This window comes from Winogradskyella sp. (assembly GCF_028289625.1).
Classification (GTDB): Bacteria; Bacteroidota; Bacteroidia; order Flavobacteriales; family Flavobacteriaceae; genus Winogradskyella.
Map to the genome: position 1 here is coordinate 25,062 of NZ_JANQOM010000015.1, position 23,734 is coordinate 48,795.

The 23,734-nt window shown below is 35.1% G+C and carries 19 protein-coding genes; 9 read left to right on the forward strand and 10 right to left on the reverse strand.

Annotated features, from left to right (window positions below):
* The first annotated feature begins 49 nt into the window (after positions 1 to 49).
* The 4 genes from Q0992_RS03525 to Q0992_RS03540 all read left to right on the forward strand — a co-directional run bounded on the left by Q0992_RS03525 (position 50) and on the right by Q0992_RS03540 (position 8,173).
* On the forward strand, positions 50 to 3,346 hold the full coding sequence (locus Q0992_RS03525) for a VCBS repeat-containing protein (protein WP_299520440.1): 3,297 nt from the start codon (positions 50 to 52) through the stop codon (positions 3,344 to 3,346).
* A 209-nt stretch (positions 3,347 to 3,555) separates the two neighbouring features.
* On the forward strand, positions 3,556 to 4,947 hold the full coding sequence (locus Q0992_RS03530) for a T9SS type A sorting domain-containing protein (protein WP_299520441.1): 1,392 nt from the start codon (positions 3,556 to 3,558) through the stop codon (positions 4,945 to 4,947).
* Positions 4,948 to 5,051: 104 nt separating this feature from the next.
* Positions 5,052 to 7,169, forward strand: coding sequence for a thioredoxin domain-containing protein (locus Q0992_RS03535; protein WP_299520445.1), 2,118 nt, complete (start codon positions 5,052 to 5,054; stop codon positions 7,167 to 7,169).
* Between the two features lie 5 nt (positions 7,170 to 7,174).
* The gene (locus tag Q0992_RS03540) at positions 7,175 to 8,173 is read left to right on the forward strand and encodes a LacI family DNA-binding transcriptional regulator (protein WP_299520449.1); all 999 of its coding nucleotides are present in this window, start codon (positions 7,175 to 7,177) and stop codon (positions 8,171 to 8,173) included.
* Between the two features lie 56 nt (positions 8,174 to 8,229).
* Here the strand turns inward: Q0992_RS03540 and Q0992_RS03545 are convergent, their stop codons facing one another.
* A complete protein-coding gene (locus Q0992_RS03545) occupies positions 8,230 to 8,583 on the reverse strand; it encodes a hypothetical protein (protein WP_299520454.1) in 354 nt (117 codons plus the stop codon).
* A gap of 97 nt (positions 8,584 to 8,680) precedes the next feature.
* Positions 8,681 to 9,910 carry a glycosyltransferase N-terminal domain-containing protein gene (locus Q0992_RS03550; RefSeq protein ID WP_299520460.1) on the reverse strand — a complete coding sequence of 410 codons (1,230 nt, stop codon included), beginning with the start codon at positions 9,908 to 9,910 and terminating at the stop codon, positions 8,681 to 8,683.
* Positions 9,911 to 10,030: 120 nt separating this feature from the next.
* On the opposite strand from Q0992_RS03550, the gene Q0992_RS03555 reads away from it, so the two are divergent.
* Positions 10,031 to 11,191, forward strand: coding sequence for a DegT/DnrJ/EryC1/StrS aminotransferase family protein (locus Q0992_RS03555; protein WP_299520467.1), 1,161 nt, complete (start codon positions 10,031 to 10,033; stop codon positions 11,189 to 11,191).
* A 3-nt stretch (positions 11,192 to 11,194) separates the two neighbouring features.
* A complete protein-coding gene (galE, locus tag Q0992_RS03560; protein ID WP_299520475.1) occupies positions 11,195 to 12,214 on the forward strand; it encodes a UDP-glucose 4-epimerase GalE in 1,020 nt (339 codons plus the stop codon).
* A 60-nt stretch (positions 12,215 to 12,274) separates the two neighbouring features.
* On the opposite strand, the gene lspA is transcribed toward galE, so the two are convergent.
* The 3 genes from lspA to Q0992_RS03575 form a co-directional block, all read right to left on the reverse strand.
* A complete protein-coding gene (gene lspA, locus Q0992_RS03565; RefSeq protein ID WP_299520493.1) occupies positions 12,275 to 12,769 on the reverse strand; it encodes a signal peptidase II in 495 nt (164 codons plus the stop codon).
* Between the two features lie 12 nt (positions 12,770 to 12,781).
* Positions 12,782 to 13,675 carry an ACP S-malonyltransferase gene (gene fabD / locus Q0992_RS03570; protein ID WP_299520499.1) on the reverse strand — a complete coding sequence of 298 codons (894 nt, stop codon included), beginning with the start codon at positions 13,673 to 13,675 and terminating at the stop codon, positions 12,782 to 12,784.
* 170 nt (positions 13,676 to 13,845) lie between these two features.
* On the reverse strand, positions 13,846 to 14,772 hold the full coding sequence (locus Q0992_RS03575) for a dihydrofolate reductase (protein WP_299520507.1): 927 nt from the start codon (positions 14,770 to 14,772) through the stop codon (positions 13,846 to 13,848).
* A gap of 286 nt (positions 14,773 to 15,058) precedes the next feature.
* Here Q0992_RS03575 and Q0992_RS03580 point away from each other — a divergent pair, with 286 nt between their 5' ends.
* On the forward strand, positions 15,059 to 15,355 hold the full coding sequence (locus Q0992_RS03580) for an isoamylase early set domain-containing protein (RefSeq protein ID WP_299520513.1): 297 nt from the start codon (positions 15,059 to 15,061) through the stop codon (positions 15,353 to 15,355).
* Positions 15,356 to 15,428: 73 nt separating this feature from the next.
* Here Q0992_RS03580 and Q0992_RS03585 read toward each other — a convergent pair whose 3' ends face one another.
* From Q0992_RS03585 to Q0992_RS03605, 5 genes are all read right to left on the reverse strand, one after another.
* Positions 15,429 to 16,253, reverse strand: a complete 825-nt coding sequence (locus Q0992_RS03585; protein ID WP_299520574.1) for a thymidylate synthase — start codon at positions 16,251 to 16,253, stop codon at positions 15,429 to 15,431.
* Between the two features lie 168 nt (positions 16,254 to 16,421).
* A complete protein-coding gene (locus Q0992_RS03590; RefSeq protein WP_367277936.1) occupies positions 16,422 to 18,221 on the reverse strand; it encodes a NupC/NupG family nucleoside CNT transporter in 1,800 nt (599 codons plus the stop codon).
* A 15-nt stretch (positions 18,222 to 18,236) separates the two neighbouring features.
* Positions 18,237 to 18,851: a bifunctional nuclease family protein gene (locus tag Q0992_RS03595; protein WP_299520532.1), complete on the reverse strand. Its 615-nt coding sequence runs from the start codon at positions 18,849 to 18,851 to the stop codon at positions 18,237 to 18,239.
* Positions 18,852 to 19,002: 151 nt separating this feature from the next.
* A complete protein-coding gene (locus tag Q0992_RS03600; protein ID WP_299520539.1) occupies positions 19,003 to 19,965 on the reverse strand; it encodes an electron transfer flavoprotein subunit alpha/FixB family protein in 963 nt (320 codons plus the stop codon).
* Positions 19,966 to 20,060: 95 nt separating this feature from the next.
* On the reverse strand, positions 20,061 to 20,807 hold the full coding sequence (locus Q0992_RS03605) for an electron transfer flavoprotein subunit beta/FixA family protein (RefSeq protein WP_299520546.1): 747 nt from the start codon (positions 20,805 to 20,807) through the stop codon (positions 20,061 to 20,063).
* A gap of 245 nt (positions 20,808 to 21,052) precedes the next feature.
* Here Q0992_RS03605 and Q0992_RS03610 point away from each other — a divergent pair, with 245 nt between their 5' ends.
* The gene (locus Q0992_RS03610) at positions 21,053 to 22,030 is read left to right on the forward strand and encodes a pyruvate dehydrogenase complex E1 component subunit beta (protein ID WP_299520554.1); all 978 of its coding nucleotides are present in this window, start codon (positions 21,053 to 21,055) and stop codon (positions 22,028 to 22,030) included.
* An 89-nt stretch (positions 22,031 to 22,119) separates the two neighbouring features.
* Positions 22,120 to 23,734 (forward strand): DUF5686 and carboxypeptidase-like regulatory domain-containing protein (locus tag Q0992_RS03615; RefSeq protein WP_299520561.1); only part of this gene is annotated, 1,615 nt, incomplete at its 3' end.

The window sequence follows — 23,734 nt, forward strand, 5'->3', positions numbered from 1 at the left end:
AGTTTATCATTTCCATATCTTTACAGAACTAAAAAATTCTCTGATTAAGATGAAAACCCTTAGAATTAGATTTTTGGCAATTACAACTTTTTTGTTCATGGTTGTAGGTTGTAATGATGCTCCAAAACGCGATTTATGTCCAGCTGAATTAGTTGGTGGTTTCGAATTATTATCACCCGAAAAAACGGGTATAGATTTTCAAAATACGATTAAAGAGTCTACATATTTCAACCATTACTATTATAGTCAAATGTATGTAGGGTCTGGTGTGGCTATTGGTGATATCAATAACGATGGGTTGCCAGACGTATTTTTTGGTGGTAATCAGGTTGAAGATAGGCTATATCTTAATAAAGGGAATCTTCAATTCGAAAATATCACTAAAACATCTAAAGTAGCTAGAAACTCAGGCTGGACATGGGGAGTGACCATGGCCGATGTTAATGCAGATGGGTATTTAGATATTTACGTCAGTAGAAATGGTAACTCAATGAAACTAGAGGATAGGAGAAATAAATTATATATAAACAATCAAGACCTAACGTTTAAGGAGTCAGCCATTCAATATGGATTAGCAGATGTTGGATTCTCTACACAAGCGGCTTTTTTTGATATGGACAATGATGGTGATTTAGATATGTATCAGGTAAATCAGCCACCTGATAAAAAACTCTTATTAGTAAATAAAATTCCTAAAGAACGGTTAAAGCTTTATCGAGATAGGTTATATATTAATGATAATGGAAAGTTTAGAGATTTTTCGGATGAAGCAGGCATAGATCGAGAAATGGCCTATGGTTTAAGTATTAATACTTCAGATTTTAATAATGATGGTTTTTTGGATTTATATATCTCTAGAGATTATGGTGCGCCAGATGTAATGTATTATAATAATGGGGATGGTACATTTCGTAGTGTTACCACTGAGAAGTTAAAACATATGTCACAGTATAGTATGGGCTCTGATACAGGAGATGTTAATAATGATGGTCTCATAGATTTAATTACTACAGATATGACTCCTGAAGATCATTATAGGTCAAAAATGAATATGGCCTCTATGAATACAGAAGCTTTTAAGGAATTAATAGAAAAAGGTGAAAGTTATCAGTATATGACTAATACTTTACAGGTAAATACTGGTTTAGGCGGGTTTTCAGATGTTGCCAATCTCGCGGGTATTTCTAACACAGATTGGAGCTGGGCAAGCCTTTTAATGGATGCGGATAACGATGGATTTAAAGATTTATTCATTTCTAATGGAATTAAAAAAGATATAGATAATAACGACTATAGAAGGTTAGTGAGTAATGTAGACAAGAAAATTAATTCAGAAGAACTATTTGAATATAGTAAGAAAACTCCTTCTCATCCAATAAGTAATTATGCATTTCAAAATAAAGGGAATCTTAAATTTGAAAAAGTGTCTAAAGAATGGGGTTTTGACACCCCAAGTTTTTCTAATGGTATGGCCTATGGCGACTTGGATAATGATGGTGACTTAGATATTATTACCAATAATATTGATGCTCCGGCTTTTGTTTATGAAAACAAAGCAACAGGAAATTTTTTAAAGATTAACGCAGAAGGTTCTGAAAAAAATAGATTTGGTATAGGTGCTAAGGCTATTATTTATTATAATGACAAGACGCAAATTGTAGAAAATACGGTGACTAGAGGATTTATATCTTCTGTCGAGCACGGTATGTTTTTTGGACTAGGAAAGCATACGGAAATAGAAAAAGTTGAAGTGATTTGGCCTAATGGAAAAGTTAACACATTCGAAAATGTTGAAGCTAACCAAGTACTAGTGGCTAAAATGTCCGAAGCAGAGACAAAGTCAAAAGAAGGAAAAAACGAAAAGACCTTGATGACTAAAATCAACACAGACGAATTAGGTATAGATTTTATACATCTGGAAAATGAGTTCGATGAATTTACGGAAGAGATTCTCTTGCCACATAATGTTTCCCAAAACGGCCCTTTTTCGGCAACTGGTGATATCAACAAAGATGGTTTAGACGATATTTTTATTGGTGGGGCTATGAATCAATCAGGCATCTTGTATATTCAAAATATAAATGGCACTTTTTCAAAGAATGAATCTCAACCTTGGGGTAAAGATAAAACTTCCGAGGATTTAGGATGTTTGTTTATCGATATTGATAATGATGACGATTTAGATTTATACATAGCAAGTGGAGGTAGTGAATATATGAGAGGACACGTATCCTTAAGGGATAGATTGTATATCAATGATGGTAAGGGAAATTTCACTAAAAGCGATAATGCTTTGCCAGATATACGAGAGAGTTCTCAAGTCGTTACGGCCTCTGATGTTGACTTAGATGGTGACATAGATTTATTCGTTGGAATACGCTTGGTGGCAAAGTCCTATGCATTTCCTGCAACGAGTTATTTACTTATTAATAATAATGGAAAATTCGTAAAGGCTTTAGAAGAAAACGCACCTGCACTAACTAATATCGGAATGGTCACCGATGCGGTTTTTACAGACATCGACAATGATAACGATGACGACTTAATGATTGTAGGAGAATGGATGGAGATAAAGATTTTGGCCAACAATAATGGTATTTTTGAAGATGCATCTAAATCGTATGGACTTGAAGATACTAGAGGTATATGGTGGTCAATTACGGCCAGTGATATTGATAATGATGGTGATGATGATTATGTCATAGGTAATTTAGGTACAAACAATAAATTTAAAGCTTCTGAGGAGCATCCATTCAAAGTATATGTCAATGATTTTGACGATAATGGTACCAACGATATTTTATTAGCTAAGTATTACAAAGATGCTTATGTACCAGTACGTGGAAGGGAATGTACAAGTCAACAAATGCCGTACGTTGCTGAAAAATTTAAAGATTACCATAGTTTTGCGTCTTCTAAGTTAATAGATATTCTCCCGGAAGAAAAAGTTGAAGATGCTGTTATTTATGAAATTAAGAACTTCGAAAGCATTGTATTGATAAATGAAAATGGGAAGCTTATTAAGAATTCATTGCCAAATGAAGTTCAGATTTCACCAATAAAGTCCTCAACAGTTATGGATATTAATGGGGATGGGAATAAAGACATAATTGTTACCGGGAATCATTATGGAGTTGAGGTTGAAACCACACGTTATGATGCTGGATATGGAGGAATACTTTTAGGTGATGGAAATAATAATTTCAACTTTATCACTCCTCAAGAAAGTGGTTTTTACACACCTCATGATACAAGGAATCTCTCGTTAATTGATAACTCAGGAGAAGTGCTACTTATGGTTACTAATAATAACTCAGCCACTAGTATTTTTAGGTTTAAAAGTTAAAATATAAAAGTGTATAGCTGTATCATTAAGTATGAATCCAACTTAGTTGGTGTTTAAAGATTTATAAATCAGCAGTATAAGTTCATTTTTTAAAATGATATACACTTTCGATTTTTTGAGTTGTATAGTTTTTGTATAGGTATTTCATAACTTAAAATTGAATAAAATTCAGTTTCTTGTAGTATTAATTAATAAATAACTAAAAAAGTATGAAAAAAATTACATTTTTATTTTTTGCACTTACAGCTTTGTTGAGTTATTCTCAACAAGAAGTGCTTCAAGATTTTGAGAGTGGTGGACTTGGTGACCCTTTTGGAGGTTTAGCTTCTGCATCTATAGTGGCAGACCCTGAACCAATGGGAACTCGTGGTCAAGTTGCCGAGATTATAGCTTCAACTGCTGGAGAGGTTTGGCAAGGAACCAACATTAATATTGATCAAAATGTTGAGTTAACAACTGATAAAACAATGTCTATTGATGTGTATTCTACCTCTGCAATTTCGATATTGGTTAAAGTCACTGGAAGCGGTGATGGAGGTCCAGATTCTTCGGTAGAAGCCAACCACACAGGAATGGGTTGGGAAACTATTACGGTAACATTTAACACTGGTCAGGATAACACAGCTACTGCAAATGGTACTTATACAAATTTTGTAGTGTATCCAAACTGGGATTCGGCCGGCAATGGTTATATAAATCCTGCTATTGCAAGAACAGTTTATGTTGACAATATAACTGGTACGCCTTCTGCACCAGATCCATGTGCAAATGGCGTACAAGATGCAGGTGAAGAAGGGATAGATTGTGGAGGTACATGCCCAAATGCATGTCCGAATCCTCCTTCTGGTCCACCTACAACGCCACCAAATAGAGCGCCAGCAGATGTTATTTCTGTGTTTAGTGATGCCTACACAGATGAAACAACAGAACAAAGGCAATCATTTGGTGACGCGGTTGTTACAGAATTGGATTTTTCAGGTAATGCGATTATTTCTGCAACAACACCACTTCCTGGTGCAGGATTTCAGTATCAATATTTTGGTAGCAACTTAGATTTATCAGCTATGACTCACATGCATATTGACTTTTATTTTGAAGGTGCGCCAACAACAGCAGGCACATTTTTCACAGTAATTGCACAATATAACGGTGGAAGTAATGCTGTTCAAAACAATATTGATGTTACTGCTTTAGCGTCTAACACCTGGCACGAAATCGATGTCACATTTGATAGTTTCGCTTCTGGTCAACCAAGAGATCAGATACAACAAGTTATTGTTCAAATAAATGGTCCAGATATTTACGGTCCATTTTATGTAGATAATATCTACTTCCATAATAATACAGTGTTAAGTACTAATGATTTTGAAACGTCTGAATTTAAGGTATCCCCTAACCCAACAAATACCGATTGGAATCTTTCTAGCTCAAATACGATTACCAATGTTGCGGTTTACGATATTTTAGGAAAGCAAGTTTTAGCTTTAGCGCCAAATTCAAACGAAGCTATTATCGATGCTTCTTCATTAAGAACTGGTGTTTACTTCGCAAGAATTGATGGTGTTAATGGTTCTAAAACAATTAAGTTAGTAAGAGAATAATTAATAGCGTACAAATAGAAAAATAAGAAGCGTGTTTAGAATGTAAACACGCTTTTTTTATGAGATAGCTGTCAATTATTTATAACTTTACATAAAAGGATTAAATGCTAAGACACATAGGTTACTATATCATTTCAATACTATTATTGATGGGATGTTCTCAAAATAATACTACTGCAAAGAATGAGAACACAAAAAAGGCTAATGATCTCATTAATGAGTCCAGCCCATATTTATTACAGCACGCTTATAATCCTGTAGCTTGGAAAGCTTGGAATGATGAATCTTTACAGTTAGCCAAAGAACAGAACAAACTCATAATTATTTCCGTAGGCTATTCAGCTTGCCATTGGTGTCATGTTATGGAGGAAGAGAGTTTTGAGAATGATTCTATCGCCAAGCTGATGAATGCTAATTTTATAAATATTAAAGTTGATCGCGAAGAACGACCAGACGTCGATCAGGTATATATGAACGCCGTGCAACTAATGACAGGAGGAGGAGGTTGGCCGCTAAATTGTATTACGCTTCCTGATGGTAGACCTGTTTTTGGAGGTACTTATTTTACAAAAGCGCAGTGGACAAAAATATTAAAAGATGTGTCTCAGCTTTATAAAGATAATCCCGAAAAGATGATTGCCTATGCAGAGAAGCTTACAGAAGGTGTAAAGAATTCTGACTTAATAATTGTAAATGATGAGCCTGTTGAGTTCGACGCCATATCTTTAAGTGCTGCAGTTGATGAATTAAAAAAGTCCTTGGATTTTAAGCGGGGTGGTCAAAAAGGTGAACCAAAGTTCCCTATGCCTGGTCATTTAGACTTTTTATTGCGCTATAGCTTTCAAACGGACAGAGAGGAATTAAAAGCTTATGTATTAACAACATTAGATAAAATGGCTAATGGTGGTATTTATGATCAAATAGGTGGTGGTTTTTCAAGATACTCGGTTGATGAAAGATGGCATATTCCTCACTTTGAAAAAATGCTCTATGACAATGCACAATTGGTTAGTGTTTATTCAAAAGTTTATCAACTAACTAATAATAAGGGCTATAAGAAAATTATTGAAGAGACTTTAGGTTTTATAGATAAGGAATTATCTGCGGAAGAAGGGGCTTTTTTTTCGTCTTTAGATGCTGATAGTAAAAATTCTGAGGAAGAATTGGAAGAGGGAGCATTTTATATTTGGACAGAGAATGAGTTGAGGTCATTATTGGAAAATGATTATGAGTTATTCAAAGCCTATTATAACATCAATACTATAGGTAAGTGGGAAAAAGCTAATTATGTTCTTTATAAAACGCTTAGTGATGAAGAGTTTATTGCAGACCATCAACTTAGTCTTTCGGACTTAGAATCTAAACGCTATGATTGGAAACAAAAACTTTTTAAGGCCCGAAACAAGCGAAATAAACCAAGGCTAGATGATAAAGTATTAACATCATGGAATGCCCTTATGTTAAAAGGGTATGTAGATGCCTACAAAGCTATTGGAAATGAAAATTATTTAATTAAGGCGATTGCTAATGCAAAATTTATCAAAAAGAATCAGCTTAAAGATGATGGTTCGTTGTACCATAGTTATAAAGACGGTAAAAGTACCGTTGATGGCTTTTCAGAAGATTATGCACACACGATAACAGCTTTTTTAGACCTCTACCAAGTTACCCTTAATGAACAGTGGTTGCAGGATGCAAAGCAGTTGATGGATTATACCATAAAGCATTTCTTGAATGATGAAACCCAAATGTTTTATTTTACATCTGATTATGCAAGTAATCTTATTACTAGAAAAACAGAGGTTTTTGACAATGTTATTTCGTCTTCAAACTCTGTTTTGGCAGAATGTTTATTCAAATTAGGGCATTATTACGCTGATAAAGCGTATTCAGAATTGGCTAACCAAATGCTTAAGAATGTTAATGAAGGTATGTTAAAGACACCATTTGGCTATACCAATTGGCTCTCATTGTATTTAAGTCATTCCAACCCATATTTTGAAGTTGCAATTTCTGGCACTGAAGCACTAGATAAGTTAAAAGAACTTAAGGCATTATACATACCAAATATCCTTATTTCAGGGGCAACAACTGAAAGTGATTTACCACTATTAAAAAATAAGTTTAATCAAGATGAAACGTTGATTTATGTTTGCGTTAATGGTACATGTAAACTTCCTGTAAATACAGTCAATAAAGCTGTAGGTCAGATTTTAAAATGAGTAATATGACAACATTAAAAGAATTAGCAAAGCTCCTAAATATATCAGTATCTACAGTGTCAAAGGCACTAAATGATAGTCATGAAATTAGTGAAAATACCAAGAAAAGGGTCATAGAGTTAGCTGACAAATTAAACTATAAGCCCAATCGTATAGCCCAGCAGTTAAAAACCAATAAGACAAAAATCATTGGTGTTATTTTACCAACGGTTACGAATCCATTTTTTGCTCAAGTTCTCCACGGCATTGAAACATCAGCGACAACTAATAATTATGATATTATTGTTTGCCTTTCGGATGAATCTTTAGAAAAAGAAAAACGTAGTTTAGAATTGTTATCTAACGGTAGTGTTGATGGCTTTATAATGGCCGTAGCGAGAGAGAGCCAAGTCAAAGAACAGTCAGGACATATAACAGATGTTATTGACAATAAAATCCCTGTGTTAATGTTTGATAGGGTGGTTAACGAAATTAGTTGCGATAAAGTAATCGTGGATGATTTTCAATCGGTTTATGATGCTACGGAATATTTGATTAAAAAGGAAAGTCGAGAGCATATTCTACTGGTTAGTAATATTGAAGAATTGAGTGTTGGCAAGTTGAGAATTAATGGGTATCAAAAAGCAATAGAGAATGCTGGTCTGAAACCTAAAATTTTAAAACTCAGCAAGGTCGAAAATGTTGAAGCGCATGTCTACCAATATATTGGAGACCATCCAGAAACAGATGCCATTGTTTCTATCGATCATATAACAGGTATTATCGCTATAAACATGGCAAAAAAGATAGGGAAAACGGTTCCAAAAGATTTGTCTGTTATTGGTTTTGGTTATGAGCATACACAGTTGTTGTCAAGCCCCAAAATTTCAATTATTCACCAAAAGGCTTTTGATATTGGAAAGATGTCTGTAGAGTTATTGATTGACCATTTAAATACTGAGGATCATCAACTACAAACCATTATTGTTCCGATTGATCTTAAATTAGGAGAATCCACAAAATAAAATCAATAAAAAAAGCCTGATGTAAACCAGGCTCTCTGTTTCATGATGATTATTAATTAGTTTCCACCACCTTTTACTTTATCAGCAGCTTTATCTACAGCATCCTTTCCTGCTTCTTTAGCTTTGTCAACAGCCTCATCAGCGGCTTTTTTGGCATCATCAGCCATTTCTTTAGCTCCTTCTTTGACGCTATCCACAGCATCGCCTGCGGCATCAACAGCGCCATCTACGGCTTCTCCGGCAGCATCAACAGCATTGTCTACGGCTTCTCCTGCAGCTTCAGCGGCATCATCTGCAGCTTCAGTTGCGTTTTCAACGGCTTCATCTGTTTTTTCCTTAGTCTCTCTACAGGAAGTTAATGATAGTCCTAGTACAGCAACAAGTGCTAGACTTAATACAACTTTTTTCATTTTAATAGTTTTAGTGTTAATTGTTGTTAAAGCACTAAAATAACAATTTTAAGGAAACCTTAACAAAATTTTGATAGTTATTAAAAGTACAATTAGCCTATATACGTATAGCGTCTATAATTTGGACGACTGCGCCTCGATTTTTCTTAATATATCCTTTATTGGTGTTTCCTTTCTCTACGCTTAGTGCGGGATCATTAATTAAAGCATTAATTGCAGATTCAAAAGCCGAAGATGTTGCTACCGATATAACACCACCTAATTCAATAAGTGTTCTCGCTTCTCGGAATTTACCATAATTCTTGCCAATAATTATAGGTTTACCAAAAACTGCAGGTTCAAGAATATTATGTAATCCTGTTTGTCCTGCCGCACCACCCACATAAACAATATTAGCATAGTTGTAAACTCTGCTCAAATAACCTATAGTATCCAAAATAAAGACATTATAATCAGAAAGATTTTTAGTGTTCATTTCAGAAAAGCAGACGGTTTTTGTCCTAAGTTGAGACTTTAACGAAGCTATATAACTTGGTTTTATATTGTGTGGTGCGATGATAAATTTCTTACTCCTATTAGAGTTTATGTAATCTAAAAATAGTTTATCGTCCTCTGGCCATGTACTACCAAACACAATACATTCCTTGCCATTTTTAAAATCCTCAATAAACATTATCATATTATTGGTATTCAATTGATTAGTAACACGGTCAAAACGTGTGTCACCAGCAACGGTAATGTTGGGATAGCCTATTTTTTCAAGTAAAACTTTAGAGTTTTTGTCTTGTGTAAAAATGTGATCAAAAGCAAATAAAGAAGACCTCATAAACCCACCATACCACTTAAAGAAGCTTTGAGATTGTCTAAAAACCGCGGATATAAGAATGGCTTTTAGTTGACGTCTTTTTATTTCTGTTAAGAGATTGGGCCAAATCTCATACTTGACAAAAATGATATAGTCAGGATTAACCATATCCAAAAAACGCTTAGCATTTGCTTTAGTGTCGAGCGGTAAGTAAACTACCAAATCAGCAATTTTTGCATTTTTTCTTACTTCATAGCCCGAAGGTGAAAAAAAAGAAAGCACCACTTTATAGTTAGGGTATTTTTCTTTTAATGCTTCAAACACAGGTAAACCTTGCTCATATTCTCCTAAAGATGCGCAATGAAACCAAAAGGTTTTATCCTCAGGTTTAATTGAAGCTTTGAGCTTGTCGAAGGTTGTTGTTCTCCCAATAACACCTAATTTTAATTTTGAATTAAAAAGTGCTAAACCTTTAATCACAAAACCTGCAATATGGGTTCCTATGGAATAGAGCTGTCTCAATAATTTAGATTTGTGCTAAAATACAGTTCTTTCAATTAATTGCATTGGCATAGCGCTTACAATTTTGTATTTTCGCCTTACACCTAAGCCAAAGTTGCTCACATTAATTAGAATCTTCAAATGAAAAAAATTCAAATGGTTGACCTACAAGGTCAATATTCAAAAATCAAGAATGTTGTAGATCCATCTATACAAGAAGTGGTGGACAATGCAGCATTTATAAACGGCCCTAAAGTACATCAATTTCAAAAAAATTTAGAAGATTATTTAGGCGTTAAACATGTCATCCCATGTGCTAATGGAACAGATGCGCTTCAAATAGCTATGATGGGACTGAATCTTCAACCAGGCGATGAGGTCATTACTGCAGATTTTACATTTGCAGCAACAGTAGAGGTGATAGCAATATTAAAATTAACTCCAGTTTTAGTTGATGTGGATCCAATTACATTTAACATTGATATCAATGCAATTGAAAAGGCAATTACTCCAAAAACTAAAGCGATAGTTCCTGTACATTTGTTTGGTCTAGCGGCAGACATGGATGCCATAATGGACTTGGCTAAGAAGCATAATCTCTACGTCATTGAGGATAATGCTCAAGGCATTGGTGCTGACTATACACATAAAGACGGAACAAAAACTAAAACAGGAGCCATAGGACATGTGGCATCGACATCGTTTTTCCCATCCAAAAATTTAGGATGTTATGGCGATGGTGGAGCTATTTTTACCAATGATGATGAGTTGGCATATACAATTAGAGGTATAGTAAATCACGGTATGTATAAAAGATACCACCATGATGTCGTTGGGGTGAATTCGAGATTAGATTCAATCCAAGCAGCGGTTTTAGATGCTAAATTACCACATTTGGATGATTACAATAAGACAAGGCGAAATACAGCTAGAAAATATACAGAAGCTTTTAAAAATCATCCTAGTATTGTAACTCCAACAGGTAAATCTACCTGTGATGGCATTTGTGACACTTGCGATTGCCACGTCTTTCATCAATATACATTACAACTACAAGGAGTAGACAGAGATGCTTTGGTAGCCCATTTACAAGAAAAGAACATTCCTTGTGGAGTGTATTACCCAATACCATTACATAAACAAAAAGCTTATGAAGATGAGCGTTACAATGAGGATGATTTTACAGTTACTAACAAATTGGTTAAATCTGTGATTTCATTGCCAATGCACACCGAGTTAGATCATGAACAGATTGAATTTATTACGTCAACAGTCTTAAACTTTATAAATAGCAATTCTTAAGCAATGAAAATATTAGTAACAGGAGGACTTGGATTTATTGGTTCTCATACGGTTGTTGAATTACAAAATGAAGGCTTTGATGTCATCATAATTGATGATTTAAGTAATTCTTCGATAGATGTTTTAGATGGCATTACTGCGATTACTGGAGTAAAACCGCATTTTGAGAAATTGGATTTAAAAGAGCGGTCAAAAGTTGAGGGCTTTTTTGCGACACATAATGACATCGCTGGAGTTATTCATTTTGCAGCCAGTAAAGCTGTTGGTGAAAGTGTGCAAAAACCATTGATGTATTATGAGAATAACATTAATACATTAGTTTATGTGCTGAAGGAAATAGAAAAACTAGAGCATCAAAATTTTATCTTTAGTTCATCTTGTACGGTTTATGGCCAGGCAGATAAGTTGCCCATTACAGAAAATGCGCCAGTAAAACCTGCAGAATCACCTTATGGCAATACCAAGCAAATAGGAGAAGAAATCATTAAAGAGACTTGTAAAGTTAATGCGTCATTAAAAAGCATTGCCCTTAGGTATTTTAATCCTATTGGCGCACATCCATCAACCCAAATAGGTGAATTACCTAAAGGAGTGCCACAGAATTTAGTGCCATTTATTACGCAAACAGCCATAGGTTTACGGCAGCAGCTATCTGTTTTTGGAGATGATTATCCAACTGAAGATGGTACTTGTATTAGGGATTATATTCATGTTGTGGATTTGGCTAAAGCTCATGTTGTAGCTTTACAAAGACTACTAAATGATAAAAATGAGTCAAATTTTGAGGTTTTTAACCTAGGGACAGGTAAAGGAAGTTCTGTTTTAGAAGCCATTAAATCCTTCGAAAAGGTGTCAGGACAACAATTGAATTATAAGATTGCAGGTCGAAGAGAAGGTGATGTCATAGCAGCTTATGCAGATACCAATAAGGCGAATAATGTTCTAGGTTGGAAAACTGAACTGACTTTAGATGACGCGATGGCTTCTGCCTGGAAATGGGAACAAAAAATCAGAAATAAATAGAATTTTCTATCATAAAATGAGTCTAGTCTCGTGATGAAAATGATGTGGATTATAAAAAAATTAAATAGTAACCTCTTCTTTCTTTTTATTAAAAACACCACTAAATAACAACATAATCATTCCAGTAGTAACGGATAAGTCCGCTACATTGAAAATTCCTGTTTTAAAAATTCCTCCTAAATTTATAAAAAAGAAATCAGTGACTTCACCTCTAGCGATTCGGTCAAAAACATTGGCGATTCCACCACCGATAATACAACAAAAAGCGATAAGACTTAGGCGATCAAGCTCTTTCGTCTTTAAAATATAGTAGATGACATATAACAGAACTACAGTTGGTAAAATCAGAAGAAAAATAAGACGAAGTGTAGGGTTCATATTACTTCCCATGCCTAGAAATGCACCTTTGTTTTCAACATATTGCATAATAAACTTATCACCAATAATGCTCTTAGTTTCCCCATATTGAAAATTAGCACGCACCCATACTTTAGAGATTTGATCTATGGCTAAATTAAATATTATGAGAAGTGTGATAAATAGATTTCTATTCAAAACAGAAGATTTTTATGCGTTAGTTTCAAAAGTTGCAGAGCTTGTTTCTGCTTCTCTGTTTATTTTTTTAACTAAACCTTGCAATACCTTACCAGGACCTACTTCTGTGAAATGGATAGCGCCATCGGTAATCATTTGTTGTACGGATTGTGTCCAACGCACAGGAGCAGTTAATTGAGAGATTAAATTGGTTTTTATGTCGTTTTCATCGATAACAGCTGAAGCCGTAACATTTTGATAAATAGGGCAATTGGTCTTGCCAAAAGTAGTTCTCTCTATTGCCGCAGCGAGTTCTTCACGAGCAGGTTCCATCATAGGTGAATGAAATGCACCACCTACAGGTAATACTAAAGCACGCCTAGCGCCTTCTTCTTTAAGCGTTTCACAAGCTTTGTTTACCGCATCGATTTCTCCAGAAATTACCAATTGGCCAGGACAATTATAATTGGCGGCTACAACAATACCTTCAGTCATCGCGCAAACTTTTTCCACAACATCGTCATCTAGACCTAAAACAGCTGCCATAGTACTTGGTTGTAATTCGCATGCTTTTTGCATCGCTTGGGCACGTTGTGATACTAATTTTAAGCCATCGTCGAAAGTTAATGCTCCGGCTGCAACCAATGCCGAAAATTCTCCAAGCGAATGACCAGCGACCATATCTGGTTTAAAAGTATCTCCTAAAGTTTTAGCTAAGATTACAGAATGTAAGAATATAGCAGGTTGCGTGACCTTGGTTTGTTTTAGGTCTTCGGCAGAGCCTTCAAACATGACATCGGTAATTGAGAAGCCTAAAATGTCATTGGCTTTTTCAAATAACTCTTGTGCTAAAGGGGATTTTTCATAGAGATCTAAACCCATGCCAGAAAACTGTGCACCTTGACCTGGAAAAATATGTGCATTCATATGGACTAAATTTTAGTGCTGCAAAAGTACATGAATTTTTTCATTTGAAAATTCTCAAATAACTAAATAAAAAAATTTATGGACTAGGGAAGTGGCTCCTGAATTGAGACTAAATTTTGTTTATTTTTTAGACAAAGATTTAGTTTTTTACGGTAGAAAAATAGGAGCATTTACCGTCTTTCATAAGTTATAAACGAAAAGGCATATTTGTGGTCCTCATCGGCATCATGTGTTGTTCTGCTGACTTCTTTCCATTTTGTGGCATCTATCTCAGGAAAAAAGGTGTCGGCGCCTTCAAAAGTACTGTGAACCCTTGTAATTTTTAATTTATCTGCCAAGGCCATGGATTGCTTATAAATTTCCCCACCACCAATAATGAAAGGTTGATTGTCTTTTCTAGCGGCATCAATGGCATCCTCAAGATTACTGACCACAATGACACCATCTGGGGCTTTGTAGTCTTTTTGTCTAGTAATGACAATATGTGTTCTATTTGGCAGAGGTTTTGGAAAACTCTCAAAGGTTTTACGACCCATAATGATATGGTGGCCAGAAGTTAGTGCTTTAAAACGCTTTAAATCATTGCTTAAATGCCAAATAAGATCGTTGTCCTTACCTATGGCATTATCTTCTCCAGCAGCAACAATAATCGTTAGTTCTCTAGAGTTTTTCTTTTCGGCTTCAAGCGTTTGGGTTTTACTATAGGCTTGGGATTGTGCCATCTTTCTTTCTTCCTTTAGGAAGCCCTCCTTTAACTTATCTATGCGTTGTTGCTGTTGGTTTACTAATTTATCGAGTTGTTGTTTCTCCCAATCTTTGCCCATGAATTTATGGGTAATAAATACAGTCACAAAATGGTATATAAATAAAAATAACCAAGCCATAATAGCATAGACAAACCAATTAATGCCAGCAATGGTGAAATCCTTTCCAATACCAAGAATAGTGTTGGCAAGAATCAAGAATACCGCACCTATTAAGAAAATGACAAAATGGATATATAAACGCTTTTTTTGTCTAATGCGTTTTTGTGCATTTTCTATGAGTTCCAGTTGGTCTTTATCTATAGAAGAAACTTGTTTTTTCTTTCCGAACATAATCCGATTTTGAGACTATAAAGATAGCTCTTTTTAGCTAAAGCGATGTTTTAAATTTATGATGGTACTAATTGAGATTTTTCGAAAACGATATCGTTGATTATCAGCTAAAAAGACCCTATTTTATTGTTGTTAATCTTGTAAATTAAGTACTAAAAAATTAAATAGTTTATCAAAAAGTAAAGGCTATTTTATGAAAATGATAATTCTTTGATCTTATGCAATTTAAACTTTAATTTGTGATTTTTTCTTTTATACTTTTGCCCCTAGAATTAAATTAATTATTATGGCAATTAAGAAGCAGTATTTAAAAAGTAAGCCAGTTTGTAAAGTAACATTTTCTGTTCCAGCAAAAGAGGCAAAAAATGTAGCGGTTGTTGGAAGCTTTAACGAGTGGAATACTGAAGCTACTGAATTAAAGAAATTAAAAAACGGTATCTTTAAAGGCACTGTTGATTTACCTAGCGAAAGCTCATACGAATTTAGATATGTTGTTGATGGTACCTACATCAACGATGAGCAAGCAGATTCTTATGCTTGGAGTGACTTTGCAGGTGCTGAGAATGGTGTTTTAAACTTGTAATCACTTTTTAAGGAAGAAACAAAAAAGCGTCTCAATTGAGACGCTTTTTTTATAGTTTGTATGTCCTTCTTTTTTAAACAGCAACGACTCCCTTTATGTGGGGGTGAGGATTGTAATCGATAAGTGTAAAGTCTTCAAACTTAAAATCGAAAATATTCCTAACATCAGGATTAATAATCATCTTTGGCAATGGTCGTATGTCTCTAGACATTTGTAATTCTAGTTGCTCTAAGTGATTATTATATATGTGTGCGTCGCCAAAAGTATGGATGAATTCACCAGGCAGATAACCACAAACTTGTGCTATCATCATGGTAAACAACGCATAAGATGCAATATTAAATGGTACTCCCAAAAAGATATCTGCACTTCTTTGATAGAGTTGGCAAGATAATTTGTCATCAGCGACATAAAACTGAAAGAATGCATGGCATGGTGGTAAAGCTGCTTTACCATTGGCAACATTCTCTGAGAAGGATTTTGATGTGTCTGGTAATACGGAAGGATTCCAAGCAGAGACCAACATTCTTCTACTGTTGGGGTTGTTTTTAAGTGTTTGGATAACCTCTTTAATCTGATCAATCTCTTCACTTGCCCAATTGCGCCATTGATGACCATAAACTGGTCCTAGATTTCCATTTTCATCAGCCCATTCGTTCCAAATACGAACGCCATTTTCTGTGAGGTAATTGATGTTGGTATCTCCTTTTAAAAACCAAAGGAGTTCATAAATAATAGACTTAAGGTGTAATTTTTTTGTGGTAACCATTGGAAAGCCTTCGCTTAAATCGAATCGCATTTGATAGCCAAACACACTTTTGGTACCTGTGCCTGTTCGGTCTCCTTTTTCGTTACCGTTTTCTAAAACGTACTTTACTAAATCGTGATATTGTTTCATAAGCCCATTATCTGTATTTCCCTCCATATGCCGTTATAACTTTATTGTAAGCACAAGGGAAGAAACGTTCTAAAAGATTAAGAATAAATTCAAGGAACGAATTTAACTAAAAAGCCTAAAGTTAAATTAATTTACCACCCTTCAAATATGAAAAGTTATTAACTACTATTATCCGATAATCATACCTGCTATCGTAGCAGATATTAATGAGGCAATAGTACCTCCAATTAATGCTTTCATACCAAATCTAGATAGCTGTTTTCGTTGACCAGGTGCTAGTGAGCCAATACCACCAATTTGAATACCGATTGATGCAAAATTGGCAAATCCACATAGCATGTAAGTGGCCATGATTATAGACTTCTCATAAGTAAGGTGGGTAGCATTAGAAACATTCTTTAAATCTGCTAATTGAATATAGCCTACAAATTCGCTTGCTGCTAATTTAATACCCAATAATTGTCCCATCATCATCATGTCTTCTTTGGCCACTCCAATGAGCCACATCAAAGGAGCAAATACAGTTCCTAAAATGGCTTCGAGCGAAAAACTTTGATAAGGAGTGTTGGCTGCCATCCAACCATTTAGAGTAGTGACATTACCAACCCAACCTAGAATACCATTAACCATAGCAATAAATGCCACAAATACCAAAAGCATGGCACCCACATTTACGGCAAGTTTCAATCCTTCGGTAGTTCCATTTGCAATGGCATCTAATAAATTGGCACCTATTTTTTCTTGGGATACCCTAACATCCGTATTAATCTTTTCGGTTTGTGGATATAATATTTTAGAAATAACAATGGCTCCTGGTGCTGCCATTACCGAAGCAGCCAGTAAATGTTTGGCATATACCAAACGAAGGGCTGGGTCATCTCCTCCTAAAAACCCTATGTAGGCAGCAAGTACAGCACCTGCAACAGTAGCCATGCCGCCTATCATCACCAATAGGATTTCGGACTTATTCATTTTTTCAAGATAAGCCTTGATTAATAAAGGGGCTTCGGTTTGTCCCAAGAAAATATTACCAGCAACGCTTAAGCTTTCTGCACCTGAAATCCTTAAGAGTTTAGTCAGTAACCATCCAAAAGCTTGTACTACTTTTTGAATAATACCTAAGTAGAATAAAACAGAAGTCAATGCCGAAAAGAAAAGGATGGTTGGTAAGACTTGAAAAGCAAATATGAACCCATAAGAATTTACGTCCATAACACCACTAAATAAGAATTCGCTACCCGCTCTGGTAAAATCCAAAATATTTATGAATACTTGGCCAACAGCTTCAAAAGCACCTTTAATAAGGTCTACTTTCAGTACACCTATGGCTATAAGTAATTGAAATATTAAGCCAATTCCAACAGTTTTCCAATTAATTGCCCTTCGATTACTACTAAACAGAAAAGCAATAAATATTAAAGATATCATGCCTAATGCACCACGCCAAAAACTTTTAAAACTAAAACCCTCACTTTTAATTATGGTACCAGTTGAAGCCTCTTTTTGAATATGATTGGGGTGTTCTTCTGTGATATATGTGAGAACGCTATTACCATTTTTTAATTGAAGGATGGTATCTTCTTGTTTTAATATTTCATAATAGATGTCAATAGTTGTCGGTACTTTTTGTTTGAATACCAAAAGATTATTGTTTTGAAGCCAAACACCGCTATTAAATGTATTATTGAGTATAGCCGAATACTCACCATTTTTATTAAGTGCTAAAAACTCTTTGCCTTTTATGAACTCCAAATCACCAGAAATACTATCGGGATAACTTTCATAAGCTGTATGTCTGAATAGCTGCCAATTGTTAATTTTTAAATCCTGAACATCATTAATCAATGTAGGCGAATCGGCATCTGTTTTTACGGAAATCGGATTGTTAGTAGATTTTTCAAGTTCTTGTGCTGTTATGGCAGAAAATCCAATAAATAACGCAATAAGGGCCTTGAAAAAATGATTCATAAAGAGGGTTGTTGGTTAGCGCTTTGAAATTTCGTCTCTTATCTTAGCAGCTTTTTCGTAGTCTTCATTATTTACGGCTTCTTCCAAGAGACTGTGAAGTTCTTCTAAGGATTTATCTTTATAGCTTTGTTGTTCTGCAGTTGCAGTTTCGATTTCTTCAGCAATGAGGTCGTCAACCAAGATACTGTCTTGTTCTTCATCCTCTTTCTTAGGATTAACTTTAAGATAGATGCCAGCCTTGTCCAAAATATTCTTATAAGTGAATATAGGAGCTTGAAATCGCAGTGCCAAAGCAATAGCATCACTTGTTCTGGCATCAATGATCTCTTCAATTTTATCGCGCTCACAAATCAGACTCGAATAAAAAACACCATCGACCAATTTGTGAATAATAACTTGCTTCACCACAATATCAAATCGGTCGGCAAAATTTTTGAATAAATCGTGAGTTAAAGGTCGTGGAGGACGAATTTCTTTTTCTAAGGCAATAGCAATGGATTGTGCTTCAAATGCTCCAATAACAATTGGTAATTTTCGGTCTCCGTCTACTTCATTAAGAATTAAAGCGTAGGCGCCATTCTGTGTCTGGCTATAAGAAATCCCTTTGATATTTAAACGAACTAAGCTCATAAATAATAAAACACAAAGAACTGTTTAAATTTGGACTTTACCAACTGCTAAAAGCAGATTTGGATGTTTTTCTTAATACTTTCGATAAAACGCTTTTCTATTAAGAATATCTAAATTTAAACAGTCCTTATACTATTACAAGGTAATAAAATTATACGTTTTGAGCTTTAAAAGCTTTCAGTTTTTCTATAAGAGCAGGTACAACTTCAAAAGCATCTCCTACAACTCCATAATCTGCTGCTTTAAAGAATGGTGCTTCGGGATCAGTATTGATAACAACTTTTACTTTAGATGCATTGATACCTGCTAAATGTTGAATAGCACCAGATATGCCAATAGCGATATACAAATTGGATGCTACGGGCTTACCGGTTTGACCAACGTGTTCGCCATGTGATCTCCAACCTAAATCAGATACTGGTTTTGAGCAAGCTGTTGCCGCTCCTAAAACGTCTGCAAGTTCTTCTACCATTCCCCAATTTTCAGGACCTTTTAATCCTCTTCCTCCAGAGACAACAATCTCAGCATCTGCAATACTTACCTTATCTGTTGCTTTATCTACGGATTCTACGGTAACACCCGAGTCTGGCAATGAAGGTGAAAAACTTTCAACATTTGCAGTACCTCCAGACTCAACCACACCAAACGAATTGTTGGATAAACCTACGATTTTCACATCTGAATGTATTTCTGTATTGGCAAAAGCCTTATTGGTAAAAGCAGTGCGCTTTACAGTAAAAGGAGAAGTGCTAGATGGTGCTTCCACAACATTGGAAACATAACCAGCTTCTAATCCTACTGCTAATAGTGGCGCTAAATACCTACTATCTGCACTAGAACTTAATATGATGATATTAGAAGCTTCATTTTTTGCGGCCTGTTCTATAACTGCTGCATACTTTTTGGCGTTAAAAGTATTTAAGGTATCATCTGTTATTGAAAGCACTTTTGAGGCTCCATAGATTCCTAAACTATCAGCATTATCTGCATTAATTGCAACAGCAGTGACTGTGCTTCCCATTTGGTCTGCAACAGCTTTTGCATAGGAGACCACCTCAAGAGCTGCTTTTTTAAATTTTCCGTTTTCTGATTCTGTATATACTAAGACTGACATAATATTTATTTTTTGGTCGCTGAGGTTCTCGAAGCGACGTTTAGATGTTATTTTATATGGTCATTTCGAGAGCCTCAATGACCAAGTATTGTGTGTTAAATCACCTTAGCTTCATTGTGAAGCAAGCTTACTAATTCATCAATATTATCTGCATCAACTAATTTTACGGCTCCTTTTGGTGCAGGTTTTTCAAAACTTACGGCTTTGGTTTCCGAATTTGCTTCAGTTGGCTCGACAACTGTTAACGGTTTTTTACGAGCCATCATAATACCTCTCATATTTGGGATACGAAGATCACTTTCTTCTACTAATCCCTTTTGGCCACCGATTACTAATGGTAAAGATGTGTTTACGGCTTCTTTACCTCCATCAATTTCCCTAACCGCTTTAGCATTAGTGCCATCTATCTCAAGTCCAATGCAATTAGTCACGAAATTGGCATTGGTCATAGCAGCTAACATACCTGGCACCATACCTCCATTATAATCGATAGATTCTCTTCCTGCAATCACTAAATCATAATCACCATCAGTGACTATCTTGGCAAGTTGCTTAGCAACAGCAAAACCATCTGTTGCTTCTGTGTTAACTCGGATTGCAGAGTCGGCTCCGATAGCTAGTGCCTTTCTTAAAGTAGGTTCTGTCTCAGCACCACCTACACTGACTACATCAACACTTGCTCCTTGTTTTTCTTTAAACCACATAGCTCGGGTTAAACCAAACTCGTCATTAGGATTAATAACAAACTGTACACCATTAGTGTCAAACTTGGTACCACCATCTGAGAAATTAATTTTTGAAGTCGTATCAGGAACATGACTAATACATACTAAAATCTTCATAATTTATATTATTTATAAATTTGTAAATAGTTTAATTAAGCAACTAAAACGTTTGCGTAAATAGAGCATAAAACGTCTTAATTTTACAAATTTTTAGGGTAAAATCTACCCTAGAATATTGCGGTTACGAAGGTAAATATTTTATTTCGAATTTTTACTATGCGTGCATAATAAATTTTAAAGAAATTTGATTTATTTAATTTTTTAATAATCCTTATTTTTGTTTTCCGTTTAAAAAAAGGATAATGAAAACGATTCAATTTAGAGAAGCTATAGCTGAGGCCATGAGTGAGGAAATGCGCAGGGATGAAAGTATTTATCTCATGGGAGAAGAAGTTGCAGAATACAATGGTGCCTATAAAGCATCAAAAGGGATGTTAGACGAATTTGGGCCTAAGCGCGTTATTGATACTCCAATTGCGGAGCTTGGTTTTGCAGGAATTGCTATTGGTTCTACCATGACAGGTAATCGTCCAATCGTAGAATACATGACCTTTAACTTCTCTTTAGTGGGTATAGATCAGATTATAAACAACGCAGCTAAGATTAGACAAATGTCTGGTGGTCAGTTTAAATGCCCTATCGTATTTAGAGGGCCAACAGCTTCTGCAGGTCAGTTGGCAGCAACGCACTCGCAGGCATTCGAGAACTGGTTTGCTAATACACCAGGCCTAAAGGTAATAGTACCATCAAATCCATATGATGCCAAAGGCTTATTGAAATCAGCTATCAGAGATGATGATCCTGTAATTTTTATGGAAAGCGAACAAATGTATGGTGATAAAGGGGATGTACCTGAAGGTGAATACACTATTCCAATAGGTGTTGCCGATATTAAACGTGAAGGTACTGATGTCACTATCGTTTCTTTTGGGAAAATTATAAAAGAAGCCTACAAAGCTGCGGACGAGTTAGAAAAAGAAGGTATTTCTTGTGAGATTATCGATTTACGCACCGTAAGACCTATGGATAGAAATGCGGTTTTAGAATCCGTTAAAAAGACAAACCGTTTGGTGGTCCTAGAGGAAGCGTGGCCATTTGGCAATGTCGCTACCGAAATTACGTATTTGGTACAGTCAGAAGCCTTCGATTATTTAGACGCGCCTGTAGTAAAATTAAATACTGCAGATACACCTGCGCCATATTCACCAGTACTTTTAGAAGAATGGTTGCCAAATAGTAACGATGTTATAAAGGCCGTAAAAAAAGTAATGTATAAATAAATAAATTGCAGATTTCTGCGTTTAAGGAACTTCATTAGTAACCTAAAACATAAGTTTGGTATGGTTGCTGATGAAGTTTATTTTTAAATATGAAATTAAGACTACTTACACTCTTCTTACTTTTTGGTTTTATTACAGTAATTGCTCAAACTAAAGTTAGTGGTTATGTTTTCGATGAAAAAAATGAGCCTGTTCCTTTTGCCAATGTATTATTTAAAGGTTCTACTGAAGGGACTATCACCAACGAGGATGGTAGGTTTTATTTAGAGTCTGATGAGATCTGGTCAACTTTAATAGTCTCATTTATCGGTTACGAGATACTTGAAATTCCTTTGAACAAACGTGTTAACTATGACTTAAAGTTTGTTTTAAAAGAGGAAGCATCATCACTAGATGAAGTCGTTATTATTACTGGAAAACAATCCAAAAAAGCTTCAGAAAATCCAGCAATTAGAATTCTCAAAAAGATATGGGAGCGTAAACGCAAAAACGGATTAAATCAGTTTAAGCAATACGAATACGATCAGTACGAAAAAGTAGAATTCGACCTTAATACTATAGATAGCGCATTAATAAAAAGTAAATTGTTTAAGGGTATGGAGTTTGTTTTTGAAGAGGTGGATACCTCTTCGGTTACTGGAAAAACATATCTCCCCATTTTCTTAAATGAATCCGTAAAAAAAATCTATGGTGATAATGTTACTAATAAAAAGCGCGAAGATTTAATCGGGAATAAAAATTCTGGCTTCGACAATAATCAAGTTATTATAGATTTTATAGATGATTTGTATTCCGATTACAATGTTTATGACAATTACTTAAAATTCTTCGATAAAAGTTTCGTCAGTCCATTGGGTAGAACAGGTATTCAGACCTATAATTATGTGTTATCCGATAGTGCGTATATAGATAATAAATGGTGCTACAATATTATCTACTACCCTAGGCGAAAGAATGAGTTAACATTTAAAGGTGACTTTTGGGTTAACGATTCTACCTACGCCATAAAAGAGATCAATCTTCAGGCTTCTAAAAGTGCTAACATTAACTGGGTAAAAGAGATTTATATTGAGCAAGAATTTGAAGTGCTGAATGACTCGGTGTTCTTGATTAAGCGCGATTATTTCTTGTCGGATTTTGCACTTAATAAAAAGGAAAGATCAAGAGGTGTCTACGGGAAACGAACAACCTTGTATGACAATTATAAATTTAATCAACCAAAAGATCGAAAGTTTTACGACAAGGTGGTTTATAATTATGATGCAGATGTGTATAATCGTGAAGATGACTTTTGGGAGAAGAACCGACTCGAAGCCTTAAATAAGGACGAAAGGGGTGTTTATAAAATGTTAGATACCCTTAAAACGGTTAAGAAATTCAAAACACTTTATAATATAGGAAGTATTCTGGCCTCTGGCTATATTGAATTCCCAAGTATCAATTTTGATTATGGTCCAATATTTTCAACAATTGGATTTAATGAAGTCGAAGGTTTAAGGCTACGGACTGGTGGTCGAACCTATTTTGGACAAAACGATTTATGGCGACTTGAAGGTTTTATAGCTTATGGTTTTAGGGATGATAAGTTTAAATATGGAATTTCAGGAAAATGGCTACTCGATAAGCGGAGTCGACTCACCATTTTTGGTGGGCAACGGCGGGATATTGAACAAATAGGAGCGAGTTTAACCAGTTCTACGGATG

What these genes read in the sequence shown, in the direction of transcription:
- Q0992_RS03530 (WP_299520441.1), top strand. Translation starts at nt 3,556, where the DNA reads ATGAAAAAAATTACATTTTTATTTTTTGCACTTACAGCTTTGTTGAGT.
- Q0992_RS03555 (WP_299520467.1), top strand. Translation starts at nt 10,031, where the DNA reads ATGAAAAAAATTCAAATGGTTGACCTACAAGGTCAATATTCAAAAATC.
- Q0992_RS03525 (WP_299520440.1), top strand. Translation starts at nt 50, where the DNA reads ATGAAAACCCTTAGAATTAGATTTTTGGCAATTACAACTTTTTTGTTC.
- Q0992_RS03610 (WP_299520554.1), top strand. Translation starts at nt 21,053, where the DNA reads ATGAAAACGATTCAATTTAGAGAAGCTATAGCTGAGGCCATGAGTGAG.
- Q0992_RS03580 (WP_299520513.1), top strand. Translation starts at nt 15,059, where the DNA reads ATGGCAATTAAGAAGCAGTATTTAAAAAGTAAGCCAGTTTGTAAAGTA.
- Q0992_RS03595 (WP_299520532.1), bottom strand. Translation starts at nt 18,851, where the DNA reads ATGAGCTTAGTTCGTTTAAATATCAAAGGGATTTCTTATAGCCAGACA.
- Q0992_RS03605 (WP_299520546.1), bottom strand. Translation starts at nt 20,807, where the DNA reads ATGAAGATTTTAGTATGTATTAGTCATGTTCCTGATACGACTTCAAAA.
- Q0992_RS03600 (WP_299520539.1), bottom strand. Translation starts at nt 19,965, where the DNA reads ATGTCAGTCTTAGTATATACAGAATCAGAAAACGGAAAATTTAAAAAA.
- fabD (WP_299520499.1), bottom strand. Translation starts at nt 13,675, where the DNA reads ATGAATGCACATATTTTTCCAGGTCAAGGTGCACAGTTTTCTGGCATG.
- Q0992_RS03590 (WP_367277936.1), bottom strand. Translation starts at nt 18,221, where the DNA reads ATGAATCATTTTTTCAAGGCCCTTATTGCGTTATTTATTGGATTTTCT.
- Q0992_RS03535 (WP_299520445.1), top strand. Translation starts at nt 5,052, where the DNA reads ATGCTAAGACACATAGGTTACTATATCATTTCAATACTATTATTGATG.
- Q0992_RS03540 (WP_299520449.1), top strand. Translation starts at nt 7,175, where the DNA reads ATGACAACATTAAAAGAATTAGCAAAGCTCCTAAATATATCAGTATCT.
- Q0992_RS03545 (WP_299520454.1), bottom strand. Translation starts at nt 8,583, where the DNA reads ATGAAAAAAGTTGTATTAAGTCTAGCACTTGTTGCTGTACTAGGACTA.
- galE (WP_299520475.1), top strand. Translation starts at nt 11,195, where the DNA reads ATGAAAATATTAGTAACAGGAGGACTTGGATTTATTGGTTCTCATACG.
- Q0992_RS03585 (WP_299520574.1), bottom strand. Translation starts at nt 16,253, where the DNA reads ATGAAACAATATCACGATTTAGTAAAGTACGTTTTAGAAAACGGTAAC.
- Q0992_RS03575 (WP_299520507.1), bottom strand. Translation starts at nt 14,772, where the DNA reads ATGTTCGGAAAGAAAAAACAAGTTTCTTCTATAGATAAAGACCAACTG.